Genomic DNA, 22,551 nt, shown 5'->3' with positions numbered 1-22,551 from the left:
GGGCCGCCCTGCGCCCGAGGGGGCGGGGTCTCCTAGAAGGCGGCCTCGTCCAGCTCCATCAGGTCCAGCTCGACGCCCTCGGCGAGCTTGCGCGCGCCGGTGACGCCCGGCAGGACGTTGGCGGCGAAGAACTTCGCGGCCGCGATCTTGCCGGTGTAGAAGGCCTTGTCCTTGGCGGCGGCCGTCTCCAGCTTCTCGGCGGCGACGGCGGCACCGCGCAGCAGCAGGTAGCCGACGACGACATCGCCGGAGGCGAGCAGCAGGCGGGTCGTGTTCAGGCCCACCTTGTAGATGTTCTTGACGTCCTGCTCGGTGGCCGCCAGGTCGGTCAGCATGAGGCCGACGATGGCCTCCAGCTCGACGGCCGCCTTGGCGAGCTGCTCGCGGGCGGCGGAGAGGTCCTCGCCGCCGGTGCCGAGCGCCAGGAACTTCTTGATGTCCTCGGCGAGGGAGTTCAGCGCGGCGCCCTGGTTGCGGACGATCTTCCGGAAGAAGAAGTCCTGGCCCTGGATCGCGGTGGTGCCCTCGTACAGGGTGTCGATCTTGGCGTCGCGGATGTACTGCTCGATCGGGTACTCCTGCAGGAAGCCGGAGCCGCCGAACGTCTGGAGCGACTGGGCGAGCTGCTCGTAGCCCTTCTCGGAGCCGTAGCCCTTCACGATCGGCAGGAGCAGGTCGTTGAGGGCCTCCAGCGCGGCGGTGTCCTCGCCGGTGGTCTCCTTGACCTGGATCTCGTCCTGGATCGCGGCGGTGTGCAGCACCAGGGCGCGCATGCCCTCGGCGTAGGCCTTCTGCGTCATCAGGGAGCGGCGCACGTCGGGGTGGTGCGTGATGGTGACCTTCGGCGCGGTCTTGTCCATGAAGTTCGCCAGGTCGGGACCCTGGACGCGCTCCTTGGCGTACTCCAGCGCGTTCAGGTAGCCCGTCGACAGGGTGGAGATCGCCTTCGTGCCGACCATCATGCGGGCGAACTCGATGATGCGGAACATCTGCCGGATGCCGTCGTGCTTGTCGCCGATCAGCCAGCCCTTGGCGGGGTGGCGGTCGCCGAAGGTCATCTCGCAGGTGTTGGACGCCTTGAGGCCCATCTTGTGCTCGACGTTCGTCGCGTACGCGCCGTTGCGCGCGCCCAGCTCGCCGGTCTCGAAGTCGAACTCGTACTTCGGGACGAGGAAGAGGGACAGGCCCTTGGTGCCCGGGCCCGCGCCCTCGGGGCGGGCGAGCACGTAGTGGAGGATGTTCTCCGACATGTCGTGCTCACCGGACGTGATGAAGCGCTTCACGCCCTCGATGTGCCAGGAGCCGTCGTCCTGCTGGACGGCCTTGGTGCGGCCGGCGCCGACGTCCGAGCCCGCGTCGGGCTCGGTGAGGACCATGGTGGAGCCCCACTGCTTGTCTACGGCGATCTTCGCGATGTGCTTCTGGACGTCGTTGCCCTCCTCGAAGAGGATGCCCGCGAACGCGGGACCCGAGGAGTACATCCAGACGGCCGGGTTGGCGCCGAGCACCAGCTCCGCGTAGGCCCAGATGAGGGAGCGGGGGGCGGTGGAGCCGCCGATCTCCTCGGGCAGGCCCAGACGCCAGTACTCGGAGTCCATGAACGCCTGGTACGACTTCTTGAAGGAGGCCGGGACGGGCGCGGTGTTGGTCTCGGGGTCGAAGACGGGGGGGTTGCGGTCGGCGTCCGTGAAGGACTCGGCCAGCTCGTTCTCCGAGAGGCGCGTCAGCTCCTCCAGGATGCTCTTGGCGGTGTCCGTGTCCATCTCCGCGAACGGGCCGGTGCCGTACAGCTTGTCGCGCCCGAGCACCTCGAAGAGGTTGAACTCGATGTCGCGGAGATTCGACTTGTAGTGCCCCATGGCGACGGCTCCGTTAAGGGATCGGCGAGGCACTGACTCCTCGCGCATAGATTCACGTACCAGCAAGTAGCTACGATGATGCTACCCGTCAGTAATAAGAAGCAACCCCGGATGGGCCATATGTGGCCCACTACTCTTTGACACATGTACGGCTACGAACAGAGCGCAGGCGCCCAGCAGGGGTACGTCCCGCCGCAGCAGCAGATGCCCGGGCAGATGCCGGGCGGGCAGATGCCCGGCGGGTACGGGCAGCAGCCGCCGCTGTATCCCGAGCCGTCCCCGCCGTCCCTCGCGGACGCGGTCCGCGCGTTCACCACGGGCTCGATGGCCGCCGAGGACTTCCAGCAGGTCTTCGCGACGTCCAAGGTGTACTGCCCGCGCGGCGACAACCCCGGATTCCTGGCGCTGCACAACACGCAGCAGCCGGTCATCCCGATGTTCACCTCGCTCAAGGAGCTGCGCCGCTACGCCGGCAAGGAGTCCAAGTACTTCGTGATCACCGGCGCCGAGGTCATCGACCTGCTGCCCACCGGCTACGGCTTCGTGATCGACATGGAGGGCGAGCACCGGATGGTCTTCGACGCGAAGGCCGTGGAGCAGATGGTGGACTTCGCGATGCGCCGTATGTACGGCTGACGTGCGCTCGCCGTACCGCTGACGTGTGGCCGCGAGGCCGCCGACGTGTCGCCGCGCGCCCGGCCCGAGAACCGGTGGCCTGTGCGGCGACCGCCTCACCAGACAGGGACGCCCGGAGGGAATGCCCTCCGGGCGTCTGTCGTTACGGGTGGCAGAAAGTTCAACGCTCAACTAAACTCGAAGCACAAGGAGGTACCGACATGCCTGCAGTGACCGTCGAGAACCCGCTGGCCCTGCCCCGAGTGGCTGCGCCGGCCGACGCCGTGGACCGTCCCGTGCTGACCGTGACGACCGCGCCCAGTGGCTTCGAGGGCGAGGGTTTCCCGGTCCGCCGCGCGTTCGCCGGGATCAACTACAAGCACCTCGACCCGTTCATCATGATGGACCAGATGGGCGAGGTGGAGTACGCGCCGGGCGAGCCGAAGGGCACGCCCTGGCACCCCCACCGCGGCTTCGAGACCGTGACCTACATCATCGACGGCGTCTTCGACCACCAGGACTCCAACGGTGGCGGCGGCACCATCACCAACGGTGACACCCAGTGGATGACGGCGGGCTCCGGCCTGCTGCACATCGAGGCGCCCCCGGAGTCCCTCGTCATGTCCGGCGGTCTGTTCCACGGCCTCCAGCTGTGGGTGAACCTGCCCGCCAAGGACAAGATGATGGCCCCGCGCTACCAGGACATCCGCGGTGGCACGGTGCAGCTCCTGAGCACCCCGGACGGCGGCGCGCTGCTGCGCGTCATCGCCGGCGAGCTCGACGGCCACCAGGGCCCGGGCATCACGCACACGCCGATCACCATGGTCCACGCCACGGTGCGGCCGGGCGCCGAGATCACCCTGCCGTGGCGCGAGGACTTCAACGGCCTCGCGTACGTCCTCGCCGGACGCGGCAGCGTGGGAGCGGACCGCCGTCCGGTCCACACCGGCCAGACCGCCGTCTTCGGCGCGGGCTCCTCGCTGACCGTCCGCGCGGACGAGCAGCAGGATTCCAACACCCCCGACCTGGAGGTCGTCCTCCTCGGCGGGCAGCCGATCCGCGAGCCGATGGCCCACTACGGCCCGTTCGTCATGAACACCCGCGACGAGCTGCAGCAGGCCTTCGAGGACTTCCAGAAGGGCCGCCTCGGGACGGTCCCCGCGGTGCACGGCATGTCGGAGGGCGGCCTCTGAGCGAGGCCGGGCCCTCCTGAGCGCGCGGCCCGCGGGCCGATCCGCCGCTCACGAGCGTTGAACACGGGAAGCCCCGTCCGCCACGGCGGACGGGGCTTCCTGGTGCGCCGGCCGCCGTTTCCTCCCTCGTTCGGTCGTGCCGGAGCGCCGCTCCGGCACGGTCGCCGTGCCGGCCGCGCTCGCGGAAACGCGGGTTCGTCATCGCGCTGTGTGGCGCTCGGGGTCGTCCTCGCCGTGCAGGCCCTGGAGGGACACAGCTTCCAGGGCGATGATCCAGAGCCGGACGGTGCAGACGCATCCGGCGGTGCTGCCGGCGATCACCGCGGGCGCGTCCGTAGCCGGGATCCTGGGCATGGCGCTCGCCGTCCGCTGACCGGGGCGGTCTTCGGGTCGTGCACGAACTCCGGGTGCCCTACGGGCCGGGCGGGCCCGAGACACCCGGAGTGCCCGGCGTACCAGGACCCTCGGCGGAGCCGTAGCCGGGCGGCCCGCCGAGGTCGGCCTCCGCCGCCTTCCCGAGGTCGCCCGCGTCCCCGGGGCCCGGGGTCCGCCCCAGGCCGGCCGGGTCCCCGGGAGCGCGAGTGTCCGGGAGCCGCGTCGTCTCCCCGAAGTCGGCCGCGTCCCCGAAGTCGTCGGCGTCGCCGAACGCCTCCAGGGCCTCCAGCATGGCGGCGTCCCGGGAGGTCTCCGCCCTGGCGGCCTCCGGGTCCTGCTCCTCCGAGAACTCGAACCAGATGCTCTTCCCCTCGCCCCGCGGGTCCACCCCCCAGGCGTCCGCGAGCAGTTCCACGAGGACCAGTCCCCGTCCGGACGAGGCCAGTTCCCCGGGATCGCGCCGGTGCGGCAGGTCGTCGCTGCCGTCGGTGACCTCGATCCGCATCCGTCGTTTCCCGGGCTCACCCGTCACCGCGGCCGCGATCAGCGCGTCGGCGTCGGTGTGCACGAGGACGTTGGTGATCATCTCGGAGACGAGGAGGACCGCGGAGTCGAGCTGGTCGGCGGAGGCCCAGTCGTGCAGCAGCTCGCGCACCTGCTGGCGGGCGCTCGCGATCCGCTCGGGCTCGGCCTGCGCCACGGTCAGCATCGTGCGGCGCACCGTCGGCCGCACGGTCGGCGTCGCACCGCCGTACCCGCGCTCCGCCTCCCGGGACAGCAACAGCACGGCGATGTCGTCCTCGCGGCGGTCCGCCAGCGGGCCGGTGGTGTGGTGCGAGGAGGGCCCGTGCACCGCCTGGACGAGCGCGTCGGCGAGGGCCTCCATGTCACCGTCGTGGGACTCGAGCGTCCGGCGGATCCGGCGCCAGCCGGTGTCGAGGTCGTGGCCGCCGGTCTCGATGAGACCGTCGGTGCAGACCAACATCGTCTCGCCCGGCTCCAGGACGAGCCGGGTGGTCGGGTAGTCGGCGTCCGGGTCGATGCCGAGCGGCAGTCCGCCCGCGGTGGACCGCATCAGCACCGTCCCGTCCGCCATGCGTATCGCCGGGTCGGGGTGCCCGGCGCGGGCGATGTCGAGCGTTCCGGTGGCCGGGTCGACCTCGACGTAGAGGCAGGTCGCGAAGCGCAGGTCGCCGGGTTCGCCGTCGCCGTCGTCGGTGCCGCCGCTCGACCCGTACGCCACCGAGTCCATGACCCCGTACAGGAAGCGCGAGGCCCGGGACAGCACCGCGTCCGGGCGGTGGCCCTCGGAGGCGTACGCGCGCAGCGCTATCCGGAGCTGGCCCATCAGGCCCGCCGCCCGCACGTCGTGGCCCTGGACGTCCCCGATGACCAGCGCGAAGCGACCGGTCGGCAGAGGGATCACGTCGTACCAGTCGCCGCCGACCTGGAGGCCGCCACCGGTCGGGACGTAGCGCGCCGCGACGCTCATGCCCGGCATCTGCGGGCCCAGCGTCGGCATCATCGAGCGTTGCAGACCGTCGGTCAGCTCCCGCTCGGTCTCGGCGGCGCCGGCGCGGGAGAGGGCCTGGGCGAGCATGCGGGCCACGGTGGTGAGGACCGAGCGCTCGTCGGGCGTGAAGGAGACGGGATACGTGAAGGCCGCCATCCAGGCGCCCATGGTGCTGCCGGCGACGGTGAGCGGCAGGAACGCCCAGGACTGCCGTCCGAAATGCTGCGCGAGCGGCCAGGAGGCCGGGTAGCGCTCCTTGTAGGCCTCCGGGGAGGAGAGATAGACCGCCCGGCCCGTGCGGACCACCTCGGCGGCCGGGTAGTCCGTGGCCAGCGACATGTGCGTGAAGGGGCCCTCGTCGCCCGGCTGGTGCCCGTGGTGGCCGATGATCGTCAGCCGGTCGCCCTCCGCGCCGAAGACGGCGAGTCCGTCCGGTGAGAAACCGGGCATGGACAGCCCGGCCGCGACGCGCAGCACCTCCGCGGTGGAGCGGGCCTCGGCCAGCGCCCGTCCCGCGTCCAGCAGGAACGCCTCCCGCGAGCGGCGCCAGTCTCCGGTGACCGGCGTGCGGGCGGCGGCACCCGGAGGCTGCTCGGTGACCTCCTGGAGGGTGCCGACCAGCTCGTAGTGGCCCGTCTCGGGGTCGACCGTGGGTCTGGAGCGGCTGCGGACCGTGCGCAGCACCCGTCCGTGCCCGTCCATGATGCGCATCCGGGCCTCGGCGAGGGTGCCCTCCGCCACCGCGAGCTGGACCACCCCGTCCATCTCGTTCCAGTCGACGGGGTGCACGTGGGAGCGCACGCCCGCCTCGGTGAGGGTCGTCCGCTCCGCGGGCAGGCCGATGAGACGGGCTGCCTCCGCGTCGAAGGTGACGAGGCCCGCGGCGTTGTCCCAGCGCCACAGACCGGTCGCCAGAGTGGCCAGGACGTCCCCCACGGCGGGCAGGGGCTCACCAGTGCGCATGGGCCCACTGTAGGAACAGGTGATCGGTGCCTGCCACCGAAGCCGTCCGGGGCGGGGGCTGTGCGGGGCGCGAAGTGGTCCGGGGCGCGGCCTTGTCCCGCGTCGCGGCGCCGTCCGGCTCGGGGTCCCCGTGCCGGCGGGGGCGTCGAGCCGCAAATGGTGGGGAGGTGATCCTGGGCTGCCCGGTACGCTGGGGTTGTTTCACGTGAAACACGCCCCCAATCCGCGAAGACTGGATGAAACGACGATGCATCGGTACAGGTCCCACACCTGCGGCGAGCTCCGCGCCTCTGACGTCGGCAGCGACGTCCGGCTGAGCGGCTGGCTGCACAATCGCCGAGACCTGGGTGGCATCCTCTTCATCGATCTGCGCGACCACTACGGCATCACGCAGCTCGTCGCGCGCCCCGGCACGCCTGCCTACGAGGCCCTCGACAAGGTCTCCAAGGAGTCGACCGTCCGTATCGACGGCAAGGTCGTCTCCCGCGGCACGGAGAACGTGAACCCGGAGCTGCCGACCGGCGAGATCGAGGTCGAGGTCGGTGAGGTCGAGCTGCTCGGCGCCGCCCAGCCGCTGCCCTTCACGATCAACGCCGAGGACGGGGTCAACGAGGAGCGGCGCCTGGAGTACCGCTTCCTCGACCTGCGCCGCGAGCGCATGCACCGCAACATCCTGCTGCGTACGGCCGTGATCTCCGCGATCCGTCACAAGATGACGGCGCTCGGCTTCAACGAGATGGCGACCCCGATCCTCAGCGCCACCTCCCCCGAGGGCGCGCGCGACTTCGTGGTCCCCTCCCGGCTGAACCCGGGCCGGTTCTACGCGCTGCCGCAGGCGCCGCAGCAGTTCAAGCAACTGCTGATGATCTCCGGCTTCGACCGGTACTTCCAGATCGCGCCCTGCTTCCGTGACGAGGACGCCCGCGCGGACCGTTCGCCGGGCGAGTTCTACCAGCTCGACGTCGAGATGTCCTTCGTCGAGCAGGAGGACGTCTTCCAGCCCATCGAGAAGCTCATGACCGAGCTGTTCGAGGAGTTCGGCGGCGACCGTCACGTCACCTCGCCGTTCCCCCGCATCCCGTTCCGCGAGTCGATGCTGAAGTACGGCTCCGACAAGCCGGACCTGCGGGCCCAGCTGGAGCTCGTCGACATCACCGACGTCTTCGAGGGATCCGAGTTCAAGGCGTTCGCCGGCAAGCATGTGCGTGCCCTGCCGGTGCCGGACGTGTCCGGCCAGTCCCGCAAGTTCTTCGACGGCCTCGGTGACTACGCGGTCGAGCAGGGCGCCAAGGGCCTGGCCTGGGTGCGCGTCGGCGAGGACGGCGCGCTGTCCGGCCCGATCGCCAAGTTCCTCACCGAGGCCAACGTCGCCGAGCTGACCAAGCGCCTCTCCCTGGCGCCGGGTCACGCGGTCTTCTTCGGCGCGGGCGAGTTCGACGAGGTCTCGAAGATCATGGGCGCGGTGCGGGTCGAGGCCGCCAAGCGTTCGGGCAACTTCGAGGAGAACGTCTTCCGGTTCTGCTGGATCGTCGACTTCCCGATGTACGAGAAGGACGAGGAGACCGGGAAGCTCGACTTCTCGCACAACCCGTTCTCGATGCCGCAGGGCGGTCTGGAGGCCCTGGAGACCCAGGACCCGCTGGACATCCTCGGCTGGCAGTACGACATCGTCTGCAACGGCGTCGAGCTGTCCTCCGGCGCGATCCGGAACCACGAGCCCGAGATCATGCTCAAGGCCTTCGAGATCGCGGGCTACGAGCGGGAGACCGTCGAGGAGCAGTTCGCCGGCATGCTGCGCGCCTTCCGCTTCGGCGCCCCGCCGCACGGCGGGATCGCCCCGGGCGTCGACCGCATCGTCATGCTGCTCGCGGACGAGCCGAACATCCGCGAGACGATCGCGTTCCCGCTGAACGGCAACGCCCAGGACCTGATGATGGGCGCCCCGACGGAGCTGGACGAGACCCGTCTGCGCGAACTGCACCTCTCGGTGCGCAAGCCGCAGCCGAAGTAGGCGCGACACAGCGGTAGGCCCGGCCCGGCAGCGGGCCCGGCACAGCGGAGTGGCCCGGAACCGACGACGGTTCCGGGCCACTTTCGCGTACCTGGGGAAACCACAGCCCGCACCCATGCTGCTGACAGGTGGAATCCCTACGTTCCGCCGCATGACTGAGCCTCAAGAACCGTCGCATCAAGGGAACATGACCCGGCGCACGTTCGTCGTCGCAGGTGGAGCGGCTGTGGCAGCCGTGGGCGTGGGCGGCGGCGTCGCCGCGACCGCGTTCGCCGACGAGCGCGCGGCCGGTACGCCGTCGTCCCCGTCAGACGCGGAGAGCTGCTACCGGCTGACCTCGGAGACCACCGAGGGCCCCTACTACATCGACGCGGACAAGATCCGCCAGGACATCACCGAGGACGAGGAGGGCATCCCGCTCACCCTCACGCTCAAGGTGATCGACGCGCAGACCTGCGGACCGGTCCGGAACGCCGCGGTGGACATCTGGCACTGCTCGGCGCTGGGCGTGTACTCCGGCTACGAGTCCATGAGCAACGGCGGGGGCGGCGGAACTCCCCCCACGGGCGAACCCCCGACCGGTACACCGACCGGCGAACCCCCGACCGGCGGCCCCGGCGGCCCGGGCGGCGGTGGTGGCGGCCACGCCGAACCCACCGACGACGAGCGGTATCTGCGCGGTACGTGGCGGACGGACCGGCACGGCCACGTCACCTTCAGGACGGTCTTCCCCGGCTGGTACCAGGGTCGTTGCGTCCACATCCACGTGAAGGTGCACGTGGACGGCACCTGGACCGACGCGGGCTACGAGGGCGGCCACACCTGCCACACGGGCCAGCTCTTCTTCGCCGAGAAGGCGGTCCTGGCATCGGCGGAGGTCACCCCGTACTCCACGAACACGACCACCCGCACCACGCTGGACGAGGACACGATCTACCCGGACAACGGCCACGAGGGCGGCCTTCTGTACCTCACCTACAGCAGGAAGCACATCGCCCGAGGCGTCCACGCCCACCTCACGATGGGCGTGACCCCAACGGAAACCCACGAGAGCACGGACTCCCAGCAGCCGGCGCAACCGTCGGCATCCTCGTCGGGGGCGTGACTCCCTCACGCCCGGGGGCTCGGAACGCCACGGTTTCCCGGGCCCCCTCTCCCGTCGGGGATCAGCTCCGCTCAGGCGTCTCCACCGGGGTGCCTCGGGATGACCGCGTCCACCGCCGCCTCGCGCTCAGGCCTGTTGGGCCTTTGTCACGCGCGCGAGTTCCTTGCGGATGAGGGGGAGGGGGAAGCGGGCGGCATGGTCCGTGTCCAGCATCGTGAAGTAGGCGGTGACGTTGCCGACGCGGACGAGGACGTGTTGTTCGTTCCGGATGGAGACCCGCTTGCCGCTGCGGAGGCCGGGCGGCAGTTTGACCGGGGTGGTGATCCTCAGGGCGATCGACTCGTCGCCGAGGCGCGGGACCTTCTCCGGGGCGACATGCGCGGTGAACTTCCCCGCGTATCCGACGCCGGTGAAATCGGAGCAGGTCGTCAGGGACGTACGGACCTGGGTGAAGGCCTTCTCGGCGGCGGTGCCCCGGTAGGAGGCGAGGGTGCCGCCGCCCGCCCAGATGCTGCCCTTCCAGTTGAAGACCTGGTCGACGACGGCCGACGCGCTGTCCGCGGCGAGGGCGTCCAGCATCTTCTGGCAGGAGGCGTCGGAGGCCGGCGGGAAGGTGCTCTCGGTGTCGGCGGGCCGTCGCTCCTCCGCCGAGACGCCGGGGCTTCCCGGTACATCGGCCTCGGTGAGGGCGGCTGCCTTCAAGGCTCGGGCGGAGAGCGGCGGTTGGGGCGCGGCCGTGGTGGCCGCGGTCGTTCCGGAGGTGGTGCTCGCCGCCGGGGCTGCGGACGTTCCCCCGCCCGTGCCCGTGCACGCGGTGAGCCCCCACGCCGTCAGCGCGGCGCCCGCCAACAGCCACCCGTTTCCCCGCACCCGCATCTGAGCCCCCCAGCCCGTACAACCCGACGGTCACACGAGACGCGACCGTCCCGTGTGCCTCAACGGTCGCATCGTACGGGGCGTCCGGCTCAGGTGTCGTACGTGCCGTCCCACGGTTCGGTGAAGCCGAGGCGGTCGGGGTAGAGCTCGGCCCAGGGCTCGTCCTCGTCGACTCCGCTCAGCAGGCCGAACAGCACGCCGTCGACCGTGAGTTGGAACGGGCGGATCGCGATGTCCGTGTACGAGCGCCGGGGCAGGCTGCGCAGCAGCTTGGCCAGGTGGACGCGGGCGCGCGAGAGCACGGAGGTGTCCCCGTGCGGGTCGCTCTGCTGCTCTGCCCAGGTGCCGGCACACCAGATCTCCGAGTCGCGGTAGCGCCCCTCGGAGTCGAAGGTGTGGAGCACGGTGTAGAGCCGTTTGTGCTCTTCCCAGCCGTCGTCGGGACGGAACCCTTCGGGGAAGGCGTACGTGATCGACGCCAGGAACTGACCGTCCGCGTACCGGCCGATGGTCTCGGTGCGGTGCTTCGGTTCGTAGGCGATCGGAATGACCTCGGGGACTGCCATGGCGGAAACCATACGGGTGATCGGGGTCATGCCAGAAGTCAGGGCCACCCCAAGGACGGTGGGTGCCGAAAGGGCCCGGCACCACCGTATGGTGCCGGGCCCCTTGGCCTGAATCAGGTGCCTACTCGGGGGCGCCGCCGAAGCGCTCCTTGTACGACTCCAGGTCCTCGTCGGTGATCTTCGCGAAGAGGACCGGGGGCACCGTGAACGGGGTGCCGGAGGGCACCGAGGACAGGGCGCGGACCTCGTCCTGCGTCACCCACGTCGCCGTGTCCTCGGCCAGTGCGAAGGCCGAGCGCATGGCGCGGGCGGACGACGGGATGAAGGGCTCGGAGACCACCGAGTAGAGGTGGATCAGGTTCATCGCCGTGCGGAGGGTCAGTGCCGCGCCCTCGGGGCTGGTCTTGATCTCCAGCCAGGGGGCCTTCTCCTCCAGGTAGGAGTTGCCGGCCGACCACAGGGCGCGCAGCGCGGCGGCCGCCTTGCGGAACTGGAGGGCCTCCATCTGGGTCTCGTACTCGGCGAGCAGGCCCGCGATCTCCACGCCCAGCCGCGTCTCGGCCTCGCCGGCCTCCGCGCCCGCCGGGACCTCCTCGCCGAAGCGCTTCTTGGAGAAGGACAGCACGCGGTTGACGAAGTTGCCGAGGGTGTCGGCCAGGTCCTTGTTCACCGTGGCCGTGAAGTGCTCCCAGGTGAACGACGAGTCGTCCGACTCGGGCGCGTTCGCGATGAGGAAGTAGCGCCAGTAGTCGGCGGGCAGGATGTCCAGGGCCTGGTCGGTGAAGACACCGCGCTTCTGGGACGTGGAGAACTTCCCGCCGTAGTACGTCAGCCAGTTGAAGGCCTTGACGTAGTCGACCTTCTTCCACGGCTCGCGCACGCCCAGCTCGGTGGCCGGGAACATGACGGTGTGGAAGGGCACGTTGTCCTTCGCCATGAACTGCGTGTACCGCACCGGGTTCTCGCCGGAGTCCGCCTCGTACCACCAGGACTTCCAGTCCCGGTTCTCGGCATCCTGGACGGGCTGGTCGGCCCACTCGTTCGTCGCGCCGATGTACTCGATCGGGGCGTCGAACCAGACGTAGAAGACCTTGCCCTCGGCCGCCAGCTCCGGCCAGGTGTCGGCCGGGACCGGGACGCCCCAGTCCAGGTCACGGGTGATCGCGCGGTCGTGCAGACCCTCGGTCAGCCACTTGCGGGCGATGGAGGAGGCGAGCTGCGGCCACTCGGACTCGTGACGCGCCACCCACTCCTCGACCTCGTGCTGCAGCTTCGACTGGAGGAGGAAGAGGTGCTTCGTCTCGCGGACCTCCAGGTCCGTCGAGCCGGAGATCGCCGAACGCGGGTTGATCAGGTCCGTGGGGTCGAGGACGCGCGTGCAGTTCTCGCACTGGTCGCCGCGGGCCTTGTCGTAACCGCAGTGCGGGCAGGTGCCCTCCACGTAACGGTCCGGGAGGAACCGGCCGTCCGTCGGCGAGTACACCTGACGGATCGCGCGCTCCTCGATGAAGCCGTTCTCGTTCAGGCGGCGCGCGAAGTGCTGCGTGATCTCACGGTTCTGCGCGCTGGAGCTGCGGCCGAAGTAGTCGAAGGCCAGCTCGAAGCCGTCGTACACCGCCTTCTGCGCGTCGTGCGCCTGCGCGCAGAACACGTCGACGGGCAGACCCCGCTCCTTGGCAGCCAGTTCGGCGGGGGTGCCGTGCTCGTCCGTCGCGCAGATGTAGAGGACGTCGTGACCGCGCTGGCGGAGGTACCGGGAGTACACGTCCGCCGGGAGCATGGACCCCACCATGTTGCCCAGGTGCTTGATCCCGTTGATGTACGGAAGGGCGCTGGTGATGAGGTGTCGAGCCATCGCGGGCTGCTCCCAAGTCGCTACGTGGGGTGACGACCGCCTCGGTTCCCCGGCCGGCGCGTCGTCATCGGTGAACCTTGAAATCGTAGCCGACACGCGCGGGCCGCCCGCTTCCCGTTCTACAGAGTGGGAAGGGGGCGGCCGGGCGCTGCGATACGGAGTGGTCGGGTGACCTACGGGCGCCAGTTCTCCAGCAGGCCGTCGTAGACCTCGACGTCCGTCAGTTCGCGCGGGGTCGGGCCCGCGTGGAAGAAGGCCGTGTTCCCGGTCCTCAGCCTGCGGAGGTAGTCGAAGGCCTTGTTCTCCGGCTCGCCGAACGCGACGAAGGAGAAGAAGACGCCCGGGTGGTCCTTGGCCGCGTCCGCGAGGGACAGGGTGGCCGGGGTCTTCGCGTCGGGGGCGCCGTCCACCTGGAAGATCACCAGGGCCGGTTCCGTCGTGTCCGACTTCTGGTAGTGCGTGACGACTTCCTCGACCGCCGCGTGGTAGCTCGTACGGCCCATCCGGCCGAGGCCGGCGTGCAGGTCGTCGACCTTGTTCTCGAACTCGGTGAGGGTGAGGGTGCCGGTGCCGTCCAGCTCCGTGGAGAAGAAGACGACGTGGACGGTCGCCTCCGGGTCCAGGTGGGCGGCGAGGGCGAGGGCCTGCTCGCCCAGGGCCTGGGCGGAGCCGTCCTTGTAGTACGCGCGCATCGACGAGGAGCGGTCGAGCACGAGGTAGATCTTGGCGCGGGTGCCTGTCAGGTCCCGCTTCTTCAGCGCGGTACCCGCTTCCTTGTACGCCGTTGCCAGCGCCGGGGCCTTCGACTTGACCCTGGTCAGGGGGACCGCCGGGGCTGCGGCCGACGCGGGGGGCACGGGGGCCACCGGGGTGACCTCTGCCGTGACCGGCGTGACCGGCGTCTCCGGCTCCGCCTCGGCAACCGCCGTGACCGGGGTCTCCGGCTCCGCCTCGGTGACGGGCGTGACCGGCTCGGCCGTCTCGGTGACCGGCTCGGCTTCGCCTTCGGCGGGAGTGCTCCCACCCGCACCACCCGTGCTGCCTTCGACGACCGGCTCGGGTCGATCCTCCCCGCCGTCGACGACCGGCGCGACCTCCGCCGCAGGCGCGGCTTCGGGCTCGACCGTCGGCTCCGCGACGACGACCGGCGCGACCTCGGGCTCGATCACCGGCTCGGCCGCCGCGACAGGAGCGGGTTCAACCGCGGTCTCGGGCTCGGGCTCGACGACCGGCTCGGCCTCCGCCACCGGCGCGGGCTCGATCACCGTTGCCGGCTCGATGGCTGCCTCGGGCTCGGTGACCTCGACCGGTTCGACCACCGCGTCCGGCTCCACCGTCGGCTCGGGCTCGATCACCGCGACGGGGCCCGCCTCGGCGACGACGACGTGCTCGGCCTCGACCACCGGCCCGGCGTCGGCGACGACGGGCTCAGCCTCCGTGGCCGGGGTCTCGATCTCGGCCGCCGGTTGCGGTGTGATCGGCTCCGGGGTCGACGGGGACTCCTCCTCGGGGGAGGACGTCTGCTTCGGGACCGTCACGTTGTCGAAGGCCGCCGAGACGAGGTCGTCGACGACGGAGGGGTTCGGCTCGGTCGCCTGGGACGGGATCTTCGGCTCGGGGTCGGGGAGCCGGGTGGAGACCGGGTCGGCCTCCGGAGCGGGGGCCGGAGTCGGCTCGGCCTCCTGGGAAGGAGCCGGAACCGTCGGCGTTGCCTCTCGCGAGGTCTCCGCGTCGGCGTCACGACCCTTGCGTGAGCGGCCGAACGCATTCCGCAGGAGAGTGAGAATGCCCATGTGCGCAACCCTTCGCGTGAGTTGATCCCGTCAATCCCTGGCCAGGACGGACACGTAAGGTTAGCGGCCACAGAAGGTGATCTTCGGCAGGGGCGGCCCCCTGGTCAGAAGGCACGTCAACCCCCCTTGTGGGCCAGCCTCGTTCACTCCGTGTTCGCCCTCAGTGCGGCGACGCGATGGTGCGGGCCGCCGCGACCTCCTGGCGCACCGGTTCGAGCACGCTGCCCGACGGGCCGGTCAGATCGGTGCGGACGGCGACGAGGACGTCCGACGCGCGCAGCCCGTCCGCGAGCTCCCGCAGCTGGCGCGCGATGGTGGTGATCTCGGCGGCGGACGGTTCGGCCGCTCCCCCGCGGACGCGGACCCGGGCGGCGGTCGTCGCGTCCACGATCCGTTCGACGGCGACGACCAGCGGCATCCAGGCGGCGGCCCGCCGTCCGTGGGGCGGCGGTTCGGTCAGGGCGCGCTGGAACTCCGTACGGATGGAGGACAGGTCGCGGAACAGGCGGCGCCGGGTGCGCGCGCGGGCCGCGGGGTCGGCGAGGTGGCCGCCGAAGGCCAGCTCGACGTACTCGGCGGTGTCCGCGACCGCGTCCGCCAGCCGGTCGCCGACCCGGGCGTGCCAGCTCTCCGGCCACAGCAGATACCCCGCCACCAGGGCGATCGCGCAGCCGATGAGGGAGTCGACGAGACGGGGGACGACCAGGCCGGTGCCCTGGTGGTTGAGGATGTCGGACAGCAGGAGGATCACCGGGGTGATCGCGGCCGTCTGGTAGCCGTAGCCGCGGGGTGACAGGGCCGGGATGAGCGGGGCGAGCAGCAGGATCACACCGACGTCCGCCCAGCCGCGCGGCACCACGGTCAGCACGGCCGCCGCGACGACGAGACCGGCGACCGTGCCGAGCGCGCGCAGCAGCGCCCGGGAGAACACGGACCCGAAGTCGGGCTTCATGACGAAGGTGATGGTGAGCGCGACCCAGTAGGAGCGCGGTACGGGGACGGTCGAGACCAGGACCTGGGCGAGGCCGATGCACAGGGCGATCCGGATGCCGTAGCGCCAGGAGGCGGCGGACAGCAGGACGCCGCGGGTGGCGCGCGCGGTGCGGACGCGGAGGGTGGCGGGCCGGCCGAGACGGTCGTCGAGGGGGGCGGGCGACACGTCGGTGACGACGCCCGCCGCGTGCCGCACGGCGTGGTCGACGGCCCGGGCGGTCTCGTCGGCGGGCGCCGGCAGCCGCAGCTCGACGGGGGTGGTGGAGCCGCTCTCGACGGCCTCGCCGAGCAGGTGCAGGGCGGCGGGGATCGCGGCCGGCAGCCGTTCACCCCGCTGGTGGGCCGCGGGGGCGGACTCGACGACGGGGGTGATGGCGTTCAGCTGGGCGAGCAGCCGGACCAGGTCGGGGCTGCGGCCGTGGTGGAAGACGCGGCGGGCGAGGACGACGTCGTAGGAGTCGTTGAGGGAGCGGGTGACGGCGAGGCGGAGATCCTCGTAGGCGTCGGTGCCGCTCGCGGCGAGCAGGTCCCCGGCCTTCCGGTAGGTGTCGGCGACGGCGGCCCGTTCCGGCATCCCCGACCGCAGCGGCCAGGCCAGCAGCGCCAGCAGCAGGACGAGCAGCCCGCCGCCGGACATCAGGACCGGGGCGAGCCACCAGGAGCCGGGCAGTGGAAGTCCGGCGCCGATCACGCAGTTGAGGAGCAGCAGCAGTCCGGCGACGGAGGCGACGGCGCCGATCGAGGACATCATCCCGGAGACGAGGGCGACCCCGGTCACGGCGGCGACGGCGACCCAGCCGTGGCCGAAGACCAGGGCGCCGATCGTGACGCCGACCGCGCCGAAGAGCTGCGGCACGGCGATGTTGAAGATCCGCATGCGGTACGCGATGGCCGTGTCGCCGATGACTCCGGACAGCGCGCCCATGGAGGCGAGGGCGCCGTAGGCGGGCTGCCCACAGCCGAGGCCGACGGCGAGCGGCAGCGCCATGGCGACGGCGGCGCGGGCGACGGCGGGCCGGCTGACGGGGGCACGGTGCGGGGTGAGGTTCCTGACCAGCCAGTCGGGCGGGGTGAGGCCGATGGGGAACGCGCGGGGCATGTCCCAAGTATGGGGGTTTCCGTGGCTCGGCCGGGTCGTCGGTGGCTCATCCCCGCTGGTGGAGCGTCAGATCGACGACGAGGGCGCGGTGGTCCGTGTCGCTGATCCGCAGGAAGGCGGCCCGTCGGGCGGAGAAGTCGGCGGAGACGAGGACGTGGTCGATCTGCGCGCCGAACTCCGGCGTGGTCCTGGCGGGCCAGCTCGGAGTCCGCGGTGAACCGGAGAGCCGCGCGCTGTCGCGCAGCCCGGTGTCGAGGATGCGGCGGAAGGCGGCGTGGTCCTGGGTGGCGTTGAAGTCACCGGCGACGATCGTCGGCCCGCGGCTGTTCGCCGCGTAGTGGCGCAGTGCGCCGAGTTCCCGCCGCCAGACGCCGACCTGCCCCGGGAGCGGGGGCATCGGGTGGGCGAGCTGCAGCCCGACGGTGTGGCCGTGCACGTCGGCGACCGCGCCCGGCATGCCCATGGTGCCGCGCACTCCGTCGGCGCTCCGCAGCGGGAAGCGGCTCAGCACGACCGATCCGTCGGACCCGGCCCCCTCGACGGCCTCCCGGTACGGGTAGGTTCCGCCGTCGCCTCCGAAGGCGTCCTCCAGCGCTCGCGAGCAGCCGTACTCGCACTCCTCCACGAACAGGATGTCGGGCTTGCGCCGCCGGACGGTGTCGATGAGGGAGCCGGTCCCCTGCCCGAACTCCACGTTGGACGTCATCACCCGCAGCTCGGCGAGTGCTGGGCCGCCCGGCTCGTCGGTCCTGCCGTAGGGCTCGATGTACCAGGCGAGGAAGCCGAGGAGGACGATTCCCCACACCAGGCCGGTCCCCCATCGGGCGAGCAGGGCGAGCAGCAGCGCGAGTCCGGTCGGCACGAGCAGCCAGGGCAGGAAGGCGAGCAACTGCGGTACGGGCGTGATCCCGTCGATGTCGGCGGCCCGGCATCCGGCGACGACGCTCACCCCGGCGAGCAGCGGTCCGGCGAGCCACGCCGCGACGGTGCGGCCGCCGCGCCGCTTCCTCCGCTCGCGGTACGCGGGTTCCTCCGCGCCCCGCCAGTCAGCCGCCGCAGTGTCCAACTCCCGGCCTTCCGCTCGTCCGCGTGGGATGTCCGTATCCTCCCCCGAAGACGGGGCGCGCGGGGGGAGGGTTGCCCGGGTGGCGGGACGCGAGGAACGTGGCCAGGGGGCCGCGGTCACAGGGGGAGGGGGCCCCTCGGCCCGTAGTCGGCCCGTAGTCGGCATGTCGCCGTTGCGGCGCCCGTCCGGTGCCGGTTTCTCGTGCGGCGGTCGGCTCCGGTGCCGGACTCCTTGCGGCGGTCGGCACCGGGGCCGGATCAGGCGTCGACCCGCGTGGACCGTTCCGCGGGAGTCTGCGGGGGTGCGGCGGCCGGCCGCCGGTAGCGGACGTACGCGCCGGTGAGCGCGGCGCCCAGAGCGACCGTCAGCCCGGCGGCCAGGAGCAGCCAGGAGACGAACCGCAGGGTCTCGGTGAGGGCGTCGTAGACCGCGCCGGCGGCCGTGCGGGACACGCTGTCCGGCAGGCCGGCGAGGGTGAGGCCGCGGCCGACGGCGACCGCCACGCCGAGCAGCGCGGCGCCCAGCGCGGTGCCGATGCCCGTCGCGAGGACCGCACGGCGACGGCACAGGGCGAGGACGATCCCGGCCGCCGCGAAGACGACCGACGCCACGGGCAGCCAGAAACCGGCGACTTCGAGCACGTGGAACCCCTTCCGGAGCCGGGCCAGGTCCTCGGCCCCGAGCACGGTGATCTGCGTGTGCTCGACGGGGATCCGGTCGGCCAGCGGCATGTGGTCGGCGGCGAGCCGGAGCTTGACCCGCTCGGTGACGGGCGCGAGATCGACGGTCACCGCGCCCTCGCGGTCGTCGCGCAGCGCCTGCATCACCGCGTCGTGGGCGGCCATGTTGGCGGTCTCCCACGCCGTCCGGTACGCCTCGGTCTCGGTGAACGAGCGCACGGCGTCGCGGACGAAGTGGTTGACGGGCCCCTGGAGCCGCGGGCGTACGTGGACCTCGCGCAGGATGCCGTCGGTGACGCCGGCGGCCACCGCGTCACGGACGTCGGCGTCGGCGGCGAGCGGCGCCACGGTCGCCTCGTACCGGCCGGAGTCGCCGAGCCCGTACATCGCCCACGTCGACAGCGCGCCGAGCGGCGCGAGGAGGCAGGCGAGGACGATCAGCACCGCCGACAGGACGCTCCGGAGACGAGGGGACACCTCTCCAGGCAAGGCCTCCGTACCGCCGCACGCGAGCGGGTTGACTGCAAATGGGCGCAGACGACCAGCCGAACGGGGCGCCGCGGTATCCGGGGCCCCGTGGGCTCCCACGGCCGTCGGCGGGCTCCGGACGCCTTCCGGCGCCCGGTCCGGTCCCGCGCATCCCAGTGGCCCCAAGGCCCCTGCCCGCTCCGGTGGAGGCCTCACTCGAACGGGTGTTATCTGGACCTGGGAAAACTGGGGAGAAGGAGGCCGATATGCGCACCACCCCGGCCCTGCGGACTTTGGCCGCGGCCCTGCTCAGCGGCGGTGTCCTCACCGTCGCGGCCGCCGGCACCTCGATGGCGGCGGCCCCGTCGGCGCCCGCCAACGGCGGTGGCGGCTCGGACGGCCCCGTCTGGGGAACCGTCGTCTCCGGCGGAGAACTGAACGTCCGGCTCCAGCCCAGCACGACCTCACCGGTCGTCGCGGCGCTCTCACCGGGCAGCCAGGACCGCGTCCAGTGCGCGGTGAGCGGGCAGAGCGTCCACGGCAACACGAGCTGGTACTGGCTCGTCGGCGCGCACGCCTGGGCCAGCGCCGCCTTCGTCGACACCGGCGGCCACTGGGTGCCGAGCTGTTCGGACCCGTGCCCCGGCGAGAAGGACGGTGTGTGGCACAACGCGCACTGGGACCACAACGACCGGGACCTGAGCCAGGACCCCGGCTGGAGTTCGGACGGCTCCGGCTCCTGGACCTTCAGCGTCTCCAGTTCGTGGACCTGGACCGTCTCCGGATCCTCCTCGAACTCCTGGGACTGGGTCCCGGGTGGCAGGTGAGTGGGTGAGGCGAGGGAACGCACGAGGCCCCGGCCGACGGCCGGGGCCTCGTGCGTTGCGTCACGGCGTCGCCGTCACCGCGTCCCTCCCTGCGCGTCCTCGTGCGTGTAGTAGTGGTAGAAGGTCGTGGCGAACACGCCCACGGACACTCCCAGGGACATGAACACGGACCGCAGGATCGTCGTGTCCGTCTGGCTGTAGATGAACCCGAACGCACAGCCCGCGAAAACGGTCCAGGCCAGGGCGTGCAGGGCGGGGTGGGTCGCCTTCGTCAGCGTGAGGACGGCGTAGAAGACGGCCGCGAAGACGATCGCGGACACGAAGCCGAACAGCACGTTCCAGCCCGTGAAGGCGCCGGCGTCCCGGTTGATGTTGGCGGCCCAGAAGCCGTAGACGAGGCCGGTGGCGACGGGCACCGCCCACTTGCCGACGCTGTGGGCGCGGGGCCCGAACACGTCGATCGGTCCGGAGGTGCGCGGTGTCCCTGACACGGGTGCGGCATGCGCCATGGGAGGACTCCTCTCTGCTCGCCCCCGCCTTCCAGGTCACACCCCGCCCGAGCCCCCGGCAACTCGGGACGGGGGCGCCCCGGAGCCACTCCTTCGGCGGGACGCTCCCCACTCCTTCGGCGGCGCTGCCGGGCGTGCGGCCGTGCTCCTTCCGGCGGCATGCCGGGATGCGGTGATCATGGTCGCGTGCTTCGCTGAGGTCCATGAAGCTCGTACTCTTCGGCGCCACCGGCATGGTCGGCAGCCGTATCGCCACGGAGGCCTCGGCGCGCGGACACCAGGTCGTCGCGGTGAGCCGGTCCGGGCAGTCCCCCGTGCCCGGTATCGCCGCGACGGCGGCCGACGCCTCGGACCCGACGAAGGTCGCCGAGCTGGTGGCCGACGCGGACGCGGTGGCGTCGGCGTGTGTGCCGCCCCGGGACGGCTCGGACCCGCGTGAACCCTTCCTCGCCCTCAACCAGTCCCTGGTGGACGGGGTCCGGGCGGCGGGGGTGCGGCGGCTCGTGATCGTCGGCGGCGCGGGCACCCTGGAGGTCGCACCCGGTCAGGCCGCCTGCGAGCAGCCCGACTTCCCCGACGCGTACCTCCCCGAGGCGCTCGCCCACCGCGACACACTCGCCTTCTACCGGAGCGACGTCGACGACCTCGACTGGACGTACGTCTCGCCGGCCGCGGAGATCGGCCCGGGTGAACGGACGGGCGAGTTCAGGATCGGCGGCGACCGCATGCTCTTCGACGCGGAGGGCGACAGCCGGATCAGCGCCGAGGACTACGCGATGGCGTTCGTCGACCAGCTGGAGATGCCCGTCCACCCGCACGCCCGGGTCTCGGTGGCCTACTGACCGAGCCGGGGGCTGTCGCCCGGATCAGCCCGGGTCCGCGACGCCCGGCCCTTGAGGAAGAGGCGGTACGGCACGGTGGCCGCCCGGAGATCCCAATCCCTGCTCGACCAACTCCCGCGCGCCGGCCGGCGCGACGCCGTCCAGCGGCAGAAGCCGCTGCTGCTGCACGGGCGCAGTGTCGCCTGGATGCCTCCGGTCCTGCTGCTCATCGGCATCGCGCTGCTCGACGCGAACACCTCCGGCCGGTTCCGGATCATCTCCTGGGTCGCGCTGGTGCCCGCGATCGCCGCGGCGCTCTGCGGGGTGTGGGGCACGGCGGCGCTCGCGGTGCTGTCCCTGCTCACCTACGTCGCCGTCGACAGCTCCTGGCCGCACCAGCTCCAGACCGGCCTGCCCGACTTCATCCTCGTGCTGGCCGGCGGGGTGCTCGCGGTGCTCGCCTGCTCGGTACGGGTGCGCGGGGAGCGGCGCATGCTGCACATGCAGGACGTCGCCGAGACGACCCGGCGCACGGTGCTGCGCCCGATGGCGCCGGGCTGGGGCGGCCTGGACCACGCGGCCGTCTACCTCACCGCCGACAGCGAGGCCCGCGTCGGCGGCGACTTCTACGACATCCAGCCGGGACTGCACGGCACCCGGCTGCTGCTCGGTGACGTCCAGGGCAAGGGGCTCGGCGCGGTGGAGGCGGCGGCCGCGCTGCTCGGCACGTTCCGCGAGACGGCGTACCACGAGCCGTTCCTGGAGGCGGTCGCCGGACGCCTCGAGGTGCGGATGCTGCGGCACCTCGGCTACTGCGCGGCGCTCGGCCGTGACGAGGGCGACCGGTTCGCGACCGGGGTGCTGGTGGCCTTCCCCGAGGACACCCCGGCCACCGTCGAGGTCATCAACTTCGGCCACGAACCGCCCCTCGTGGTAGGGCCCGCCGGGGTACGGAGCCTGCCGCCCGGTGACGGACTGCCGCTCGGCCTGAGCGAGTTGGCGACCGAGCCACCGCCGGTGCTCCGCGTCCCGCTCGCCGCCGGCGAGACGCTGCTGCTGGTCACCGACGGGGTGACCGAGGCCCGTGACGCGGCGGGCGAGTTCTTCCCGCTGCGCGACGCGGTCGTCGCCGCGGTGGCCCGGGACCCGGCCGCCGCCGACCCGGAGTTCCTCGTCCAACTCGTCCGCGACGGAACCCTGCGGCACTCGGCCGGCCGTCTCGCCGACGACACGACGATCTTCGCCGTACGACGGCGGGCGGGCGGGTACGCGGCGGACCTGAACGACGTCACCTAGCGAACGGATCCCCGGTGGCCGGGAGCCGTGGCGGGGGTGGGCGTTCCCAGCCGTCACGTCCCCCCTTT

At 71.8% G+C, this 22,551-nt stretch carries 18 protein-coding genes; 7 read left to right on the top strand and 11 right to left on the bottom strand.

Annotation, left to right across the window (positions count from 1 at the left end):
* Positions 1-32: 32 nt before the first annotated feature.
* Positions 33-1,859: an acyl-CoA dehydrogenase gene (locus AB0C62_RS01380; RefSeq protein WP_362969035.1), complete on the bottom strand. Its 1,827-nt coding sequence runs from the start codon at positions 1,857-1,859 to the stop codon at positions 33-35.
* 144 nt (positions 1,860-2,003) lie between these two features.
* Here AB0C62_RS01380 and AB0C62_RS01375 point away from each other — a divergent pair, with 144 nt between their 5' ends.
* Together AB0C62_RS01375 and AB0C62_RS01370 are read left to right on the top strand one after the other, a co-directional pair.
* Positions 2,004-2,495, top strand: a complete 492-nt coding sequence (locus AB0C62_RS01375; RefSeq protein WP_081218408.1) for an SseB family protein — start codon at positions 2,004-2,006, stop codon at positions 2,493-2,495.
* A 200-nt stretch (positions 2,496-2,695) separates the two neighbouring features.
* On the top strand, positions 2,696-3,667 hold the full coding sequence (locus tag AB0C62_RS01370) for a pirin family protein (RefSeq protein ID WP_356169002.1): 972 nt from the start codon (positions 2,696-2,698) through the stop codon (positions 3,665-3,667).
* A gap of 198 nt (positions 3,668-3,865) precedes the next feature.
* Here AB0C62_RS01370 and AB0C62_RS01365 read toward each other — a convergent pair whose 3' ends face one another.
* Complete coding sequence (locus AB0C62_RS01365) at positions 3,866-4,021, bottom strand: hypothetical protein (protein ID WP_362969034.1); 156 nt, start codon at positions 4,019-4,021, stop codon at positions 3,866-3,868.
* A gap of 58 nt (positions 4,022-4,079) precedes the next feature.
* The gene (locus AB0C62_RS01360) at positions 4,080-6,518 is read right to left on the bottom strand and encodes a SpoIIE family protein phosphatase (RefSeq protein ID WP_362969033.1); all 2,439 of its coding nucleotides are present in this window, start codon (positions 6,516-6,518) and stop codon (positions 4,080-4,082) included.
* 247 nt (positions 6,519-6,765) lie between these two features.
* Here AB0C62_RS01360 and aspS point away from each other — a divergent pair, with 247 nt between their 5' ends.
* Together aspS and AB0C62_RS01350 are read left to right on the top strand one after the other, a co-directional pair.
* Positions 6,766-8,529, top strand: coding sequence for an aspartate--tRNA ligase (gene aspS / locus AB0C62_RS01355; RefSeq protein ID WP_362969032.1), 1,764 nt, complete (start codon positions 6,766-6,768; stop codon positions 8,527-8,529).
* 151 nt (positions 8,530-8,680) lie between these two features.
* Positions 8,681-9,634, top strand: a complete 954-nt coding sequence (locus tag AB0C62_RS01350) for an intradiol ring-cleavage dioxygenase (RefSeq protein WP_362969031.1) — start codon at positions 8,681-8,683, stop codon at positions 9,632-9,634.
* 126 nt (positions 9,635-9,760) lie between these two features.
* Here AB0C62_RS01350 and AB0C62_RS01345 read toward each other — a convergent pair whose 3' ends face one another.
* The 7 genes from AB0C62_RS01345 to AB0C62_RS01315 all read right to left on the bottom strand — a co-directional run bounded on the left by AB0C62_RS01345 (position 9,761) and on the right by AB0C62_RS01315 (position 19,039).
* Complete coding sequence (locus AB0C62_RS01345) at positions 9,761-10,510, bottom strand: hypothetical protein (RefSeq protein ID WP_362969030.1); 750 nt, start codon at positions 10,508-10,510, stop codon at positions 9,761-9,763.
* A gap of 89 nt (positions 10,511-10,599) precedes the next feature.
* Positions 10,600-11,076, bottom strand: coding sequence for a hypothetical protein (locus tag AB0C62_RS01340; protein ID WP_362969029.1), 477 nt, complete (start codon positions 11,074-11,076; stop codon positions 10,600-10,602).
* A 121-nt stretch (positions 11,077-11,197) separates the two neighbouring features.
* Positions 11,198-12,931, bottom strand: a complete 1,734-nt coding sequence (gene metG, locus AB0C62_RS01335; RefSeq protein ID WP_362969028.1) for a methionine--tRNA ligase — start codon at positions 12,929-12,931, stop codon at positions 11,198-11,200.
* A 173-nt stretch (positions 12,932-13,104) separates the two neighbouring features.
* Positions 13,105-14,724 carry a VWA domain-containing protein gene (locus AB0C62_RS01330; protein ID WP_362969027.1) on the bottom strand — a complete coding sequence of 540 codons (1,620 nt, stop codon included), beginning with the start codon at positions 14,722-14,724 and terminating at the stop codon, positions 13,105-13,107.
* A gap of 160 nt (positions 14,725-14,884) precedes the next feature.
* Positions 14,885-16,816, bottom strand: coding sequence for an FUSC family protein (locus AB0C62_RS01325; protein WP_362969026.1), 1,932 nt, complete (start codon positions 16,814-16,816; stop codon positions 14,885-14,887).
* Positions 16,817-16,862: 46 nt separating this feature from the next.
* Complete coding sequence (locus tag AB0C62_RS01320) at positions 16,863-17,882, bottom strand: endonuclease/exonuclease/phosphatase family protein (RefSeq protein WP_362969025.1); 1,020 nt, start codon at positions 17,880-17,882, stop codon at positions 16,863-16,865.
* 257 nt (positions 17,883-18,139) lie between these two features.
* Positions 18,140-19,039 carry a hypothetical protein gene (locus AB0C62_RS01315; protein WP_362969024.1) on the bottom strand — a complete coding sequence of 300 codons (900 nt, stop codon included), beginning with the start codon at positions 19,037-19,039 and terminating at the stop codon, positions 18,140-18,142.
* A gap of 257 nt (positions 19,040-19,296) precedes the next feature.
* Between AB0C62_RS01315 and AB0C62_RS01310 the strand changes: the two genes are divergently transcribed.
* Entirely contained in the window at positions 19,297-19,857 is a 561-nt protein-coding gene (locus tag AB0C62_RS01310; RefSeq protein ID WP_362969023.1) for an SH3 domain-containing protein, read from the top strand.
* 74 nt (positions 19,858-19,931) lie between these two features.
* Here the strand turns inward: AB0C62_RS01310 and AB0C62_RS01305 are convergent, their stop codons facing one another.
* Positions 19,932-20,366, bottom strand: a complete 435-nt coding sequence (locus AB0C62_RS01305) for a hypothetical protein (protein WP_362969022.1) — start codon at positions 20,364-20,366, stop codon at positions 19,932-19,934.
* Positions 20,367-20,569: 203 nt separating this feature from the next.
* Between AB0C62_RS01305 and AB0C62_RS01300 the strand changes: the two genes are divergently transcribed.
* Positions 20,570-21,208: an NAD(P)H-binding protein gene (locus tag AB0C62_RS01300; RefSeq protein ID WP_362969021.1), complete on the top strand. Its 639-nt coding sequence runs from the start codon at positions 20,570-20,572 to the stop codon at positions 21,206-21,208.
* 51 nt (positions 21,209-21,259) lie between these two features.
* Positions 21,260-22,483, top strand: a complete 1,224-nt coding sequence (locus tag AB0C62_RS01295; RefSeq protein WP_362969020.1) for a PP2C family protein-serine/threonine phosphatase — start codon at positions 21,260-21,262, stop codon at positions 22,481-22,483.
* Positions 22,484-22,551: the final 68 nt, after the last annotated feature.

The organism is Streptomyces sp. NPDC048643 (genome assembly GCF_040650615.1).
Lineage (GTDB): Bacteria > Actinomycetota > Actinomycetes > Streptomycetales > Streptomycetaceae > Streptomyces.
This window is presented reverse-complemented; position numbering and strand designations above follow the sequence as displayed.

Coding starts and splice junctions, on each gene's coding strand:
- AB0C62_RS01370 (WP_356169002.1), top strand. CDS start 2,696: ATGCCTGCAGTGACCGTCGAGAACCCGCTGGCCCTGCCCCGAGTGGCT.
- AB0C62_RS01375 (WP_081218408.1), top strand. CDS start 2,004: ATGTACGGCTACGAACAGAGCGCAGGCGCCCAGCAGGGGTACGTCCCG.
- AB0C62_RS01365 (WP_362969034.1), bottom strand. CDS start 4,021: ATGCCCAGGATCCCGGCTACGGACGCGCCCGCGGTGATCGCCGGCAGC.
- AB0C62_RS01345 (WP_362969030.1), bottom strand. CDS start 10,510: ATGCGGGTGCGGGGAAACGGGTGGCTGTTGGCGGGCGCCGCGCTGACG.
- AB0C62_RS01360 (WP_362969033.1), bottom strand. CDS start 6,518: ATGCGCACTGGTGAGCCCCTGCCCGCCGTGGGGGACGTCCTGGCCACT.
- AB0C62_RS01340 (WP_362969029.1), bottom strand. CDS start 11,076: ATGGCAGTCCCCGAGGTCATTCCGATCGCCTACGAACCGAAGCACCGC.
- AB0C62_RS01380 (WP_362969035.1), bottom strand. CDS start 1,859: ATGGGGCACTACAAGTCGAATCTCCGCGACATCGAGTTCAACCTCTTC.
- AB0C62_RS01300 (WP_362969021.1), top strand. CDS start 20,570: ATGAAGCTCGTACTCTTCGGCGCCACCGGCATGGTCGGCAGCCGTATC.
- AB0C62_RS01325 (WP_362969026.1), bottom strand. CDS start 16,816: ATGCCCCGCGCGTTCCCCATCGGCCTCACCCCGCCCGACTGGCTGGTC.
- AB0C62_RS01310 (WP_362969023.1), top strand. CDS start 19,297: ATGCGCACCACCCCGGCCCTGCGGACTTTGGCCGCGGCCCTGCTCAGC.
- AB0C62_RS01350 (WP_362969031.1), top strand. CDS start 8,681: ATGACTGAGCCTCAAGAACCGTCGCATCAAGGGAACATGACCCGGCGC.
- AB0C62_RS01305 (WP_362969022.1), bottom strand. CDS start 20,366: ATGGCGCATGCCGCACCCGTGTCAGGGACACCGCGCACCTCCGGACCG.
- metG (WP_362969028.1), bottom strand. CDS start 12,931: ATGGCTCGACACCTCATCACCAGCGCCCTTCCGTACATCAACGGGATC.
- aspS (WP_362969032.1), top strand. CDS start 6,766: ATGCATCGGTACAGGTCCCACACCTGCGGCGAGCTCCGCGCCTCTGAC.
- AB0C62_RS01330 (WP_362969027.1), bottom strand. CDS start 14,724: ATGGGCATTCTCACTCTCCTGCGGAATGCGTTCGGCCGCTCACGCAAG.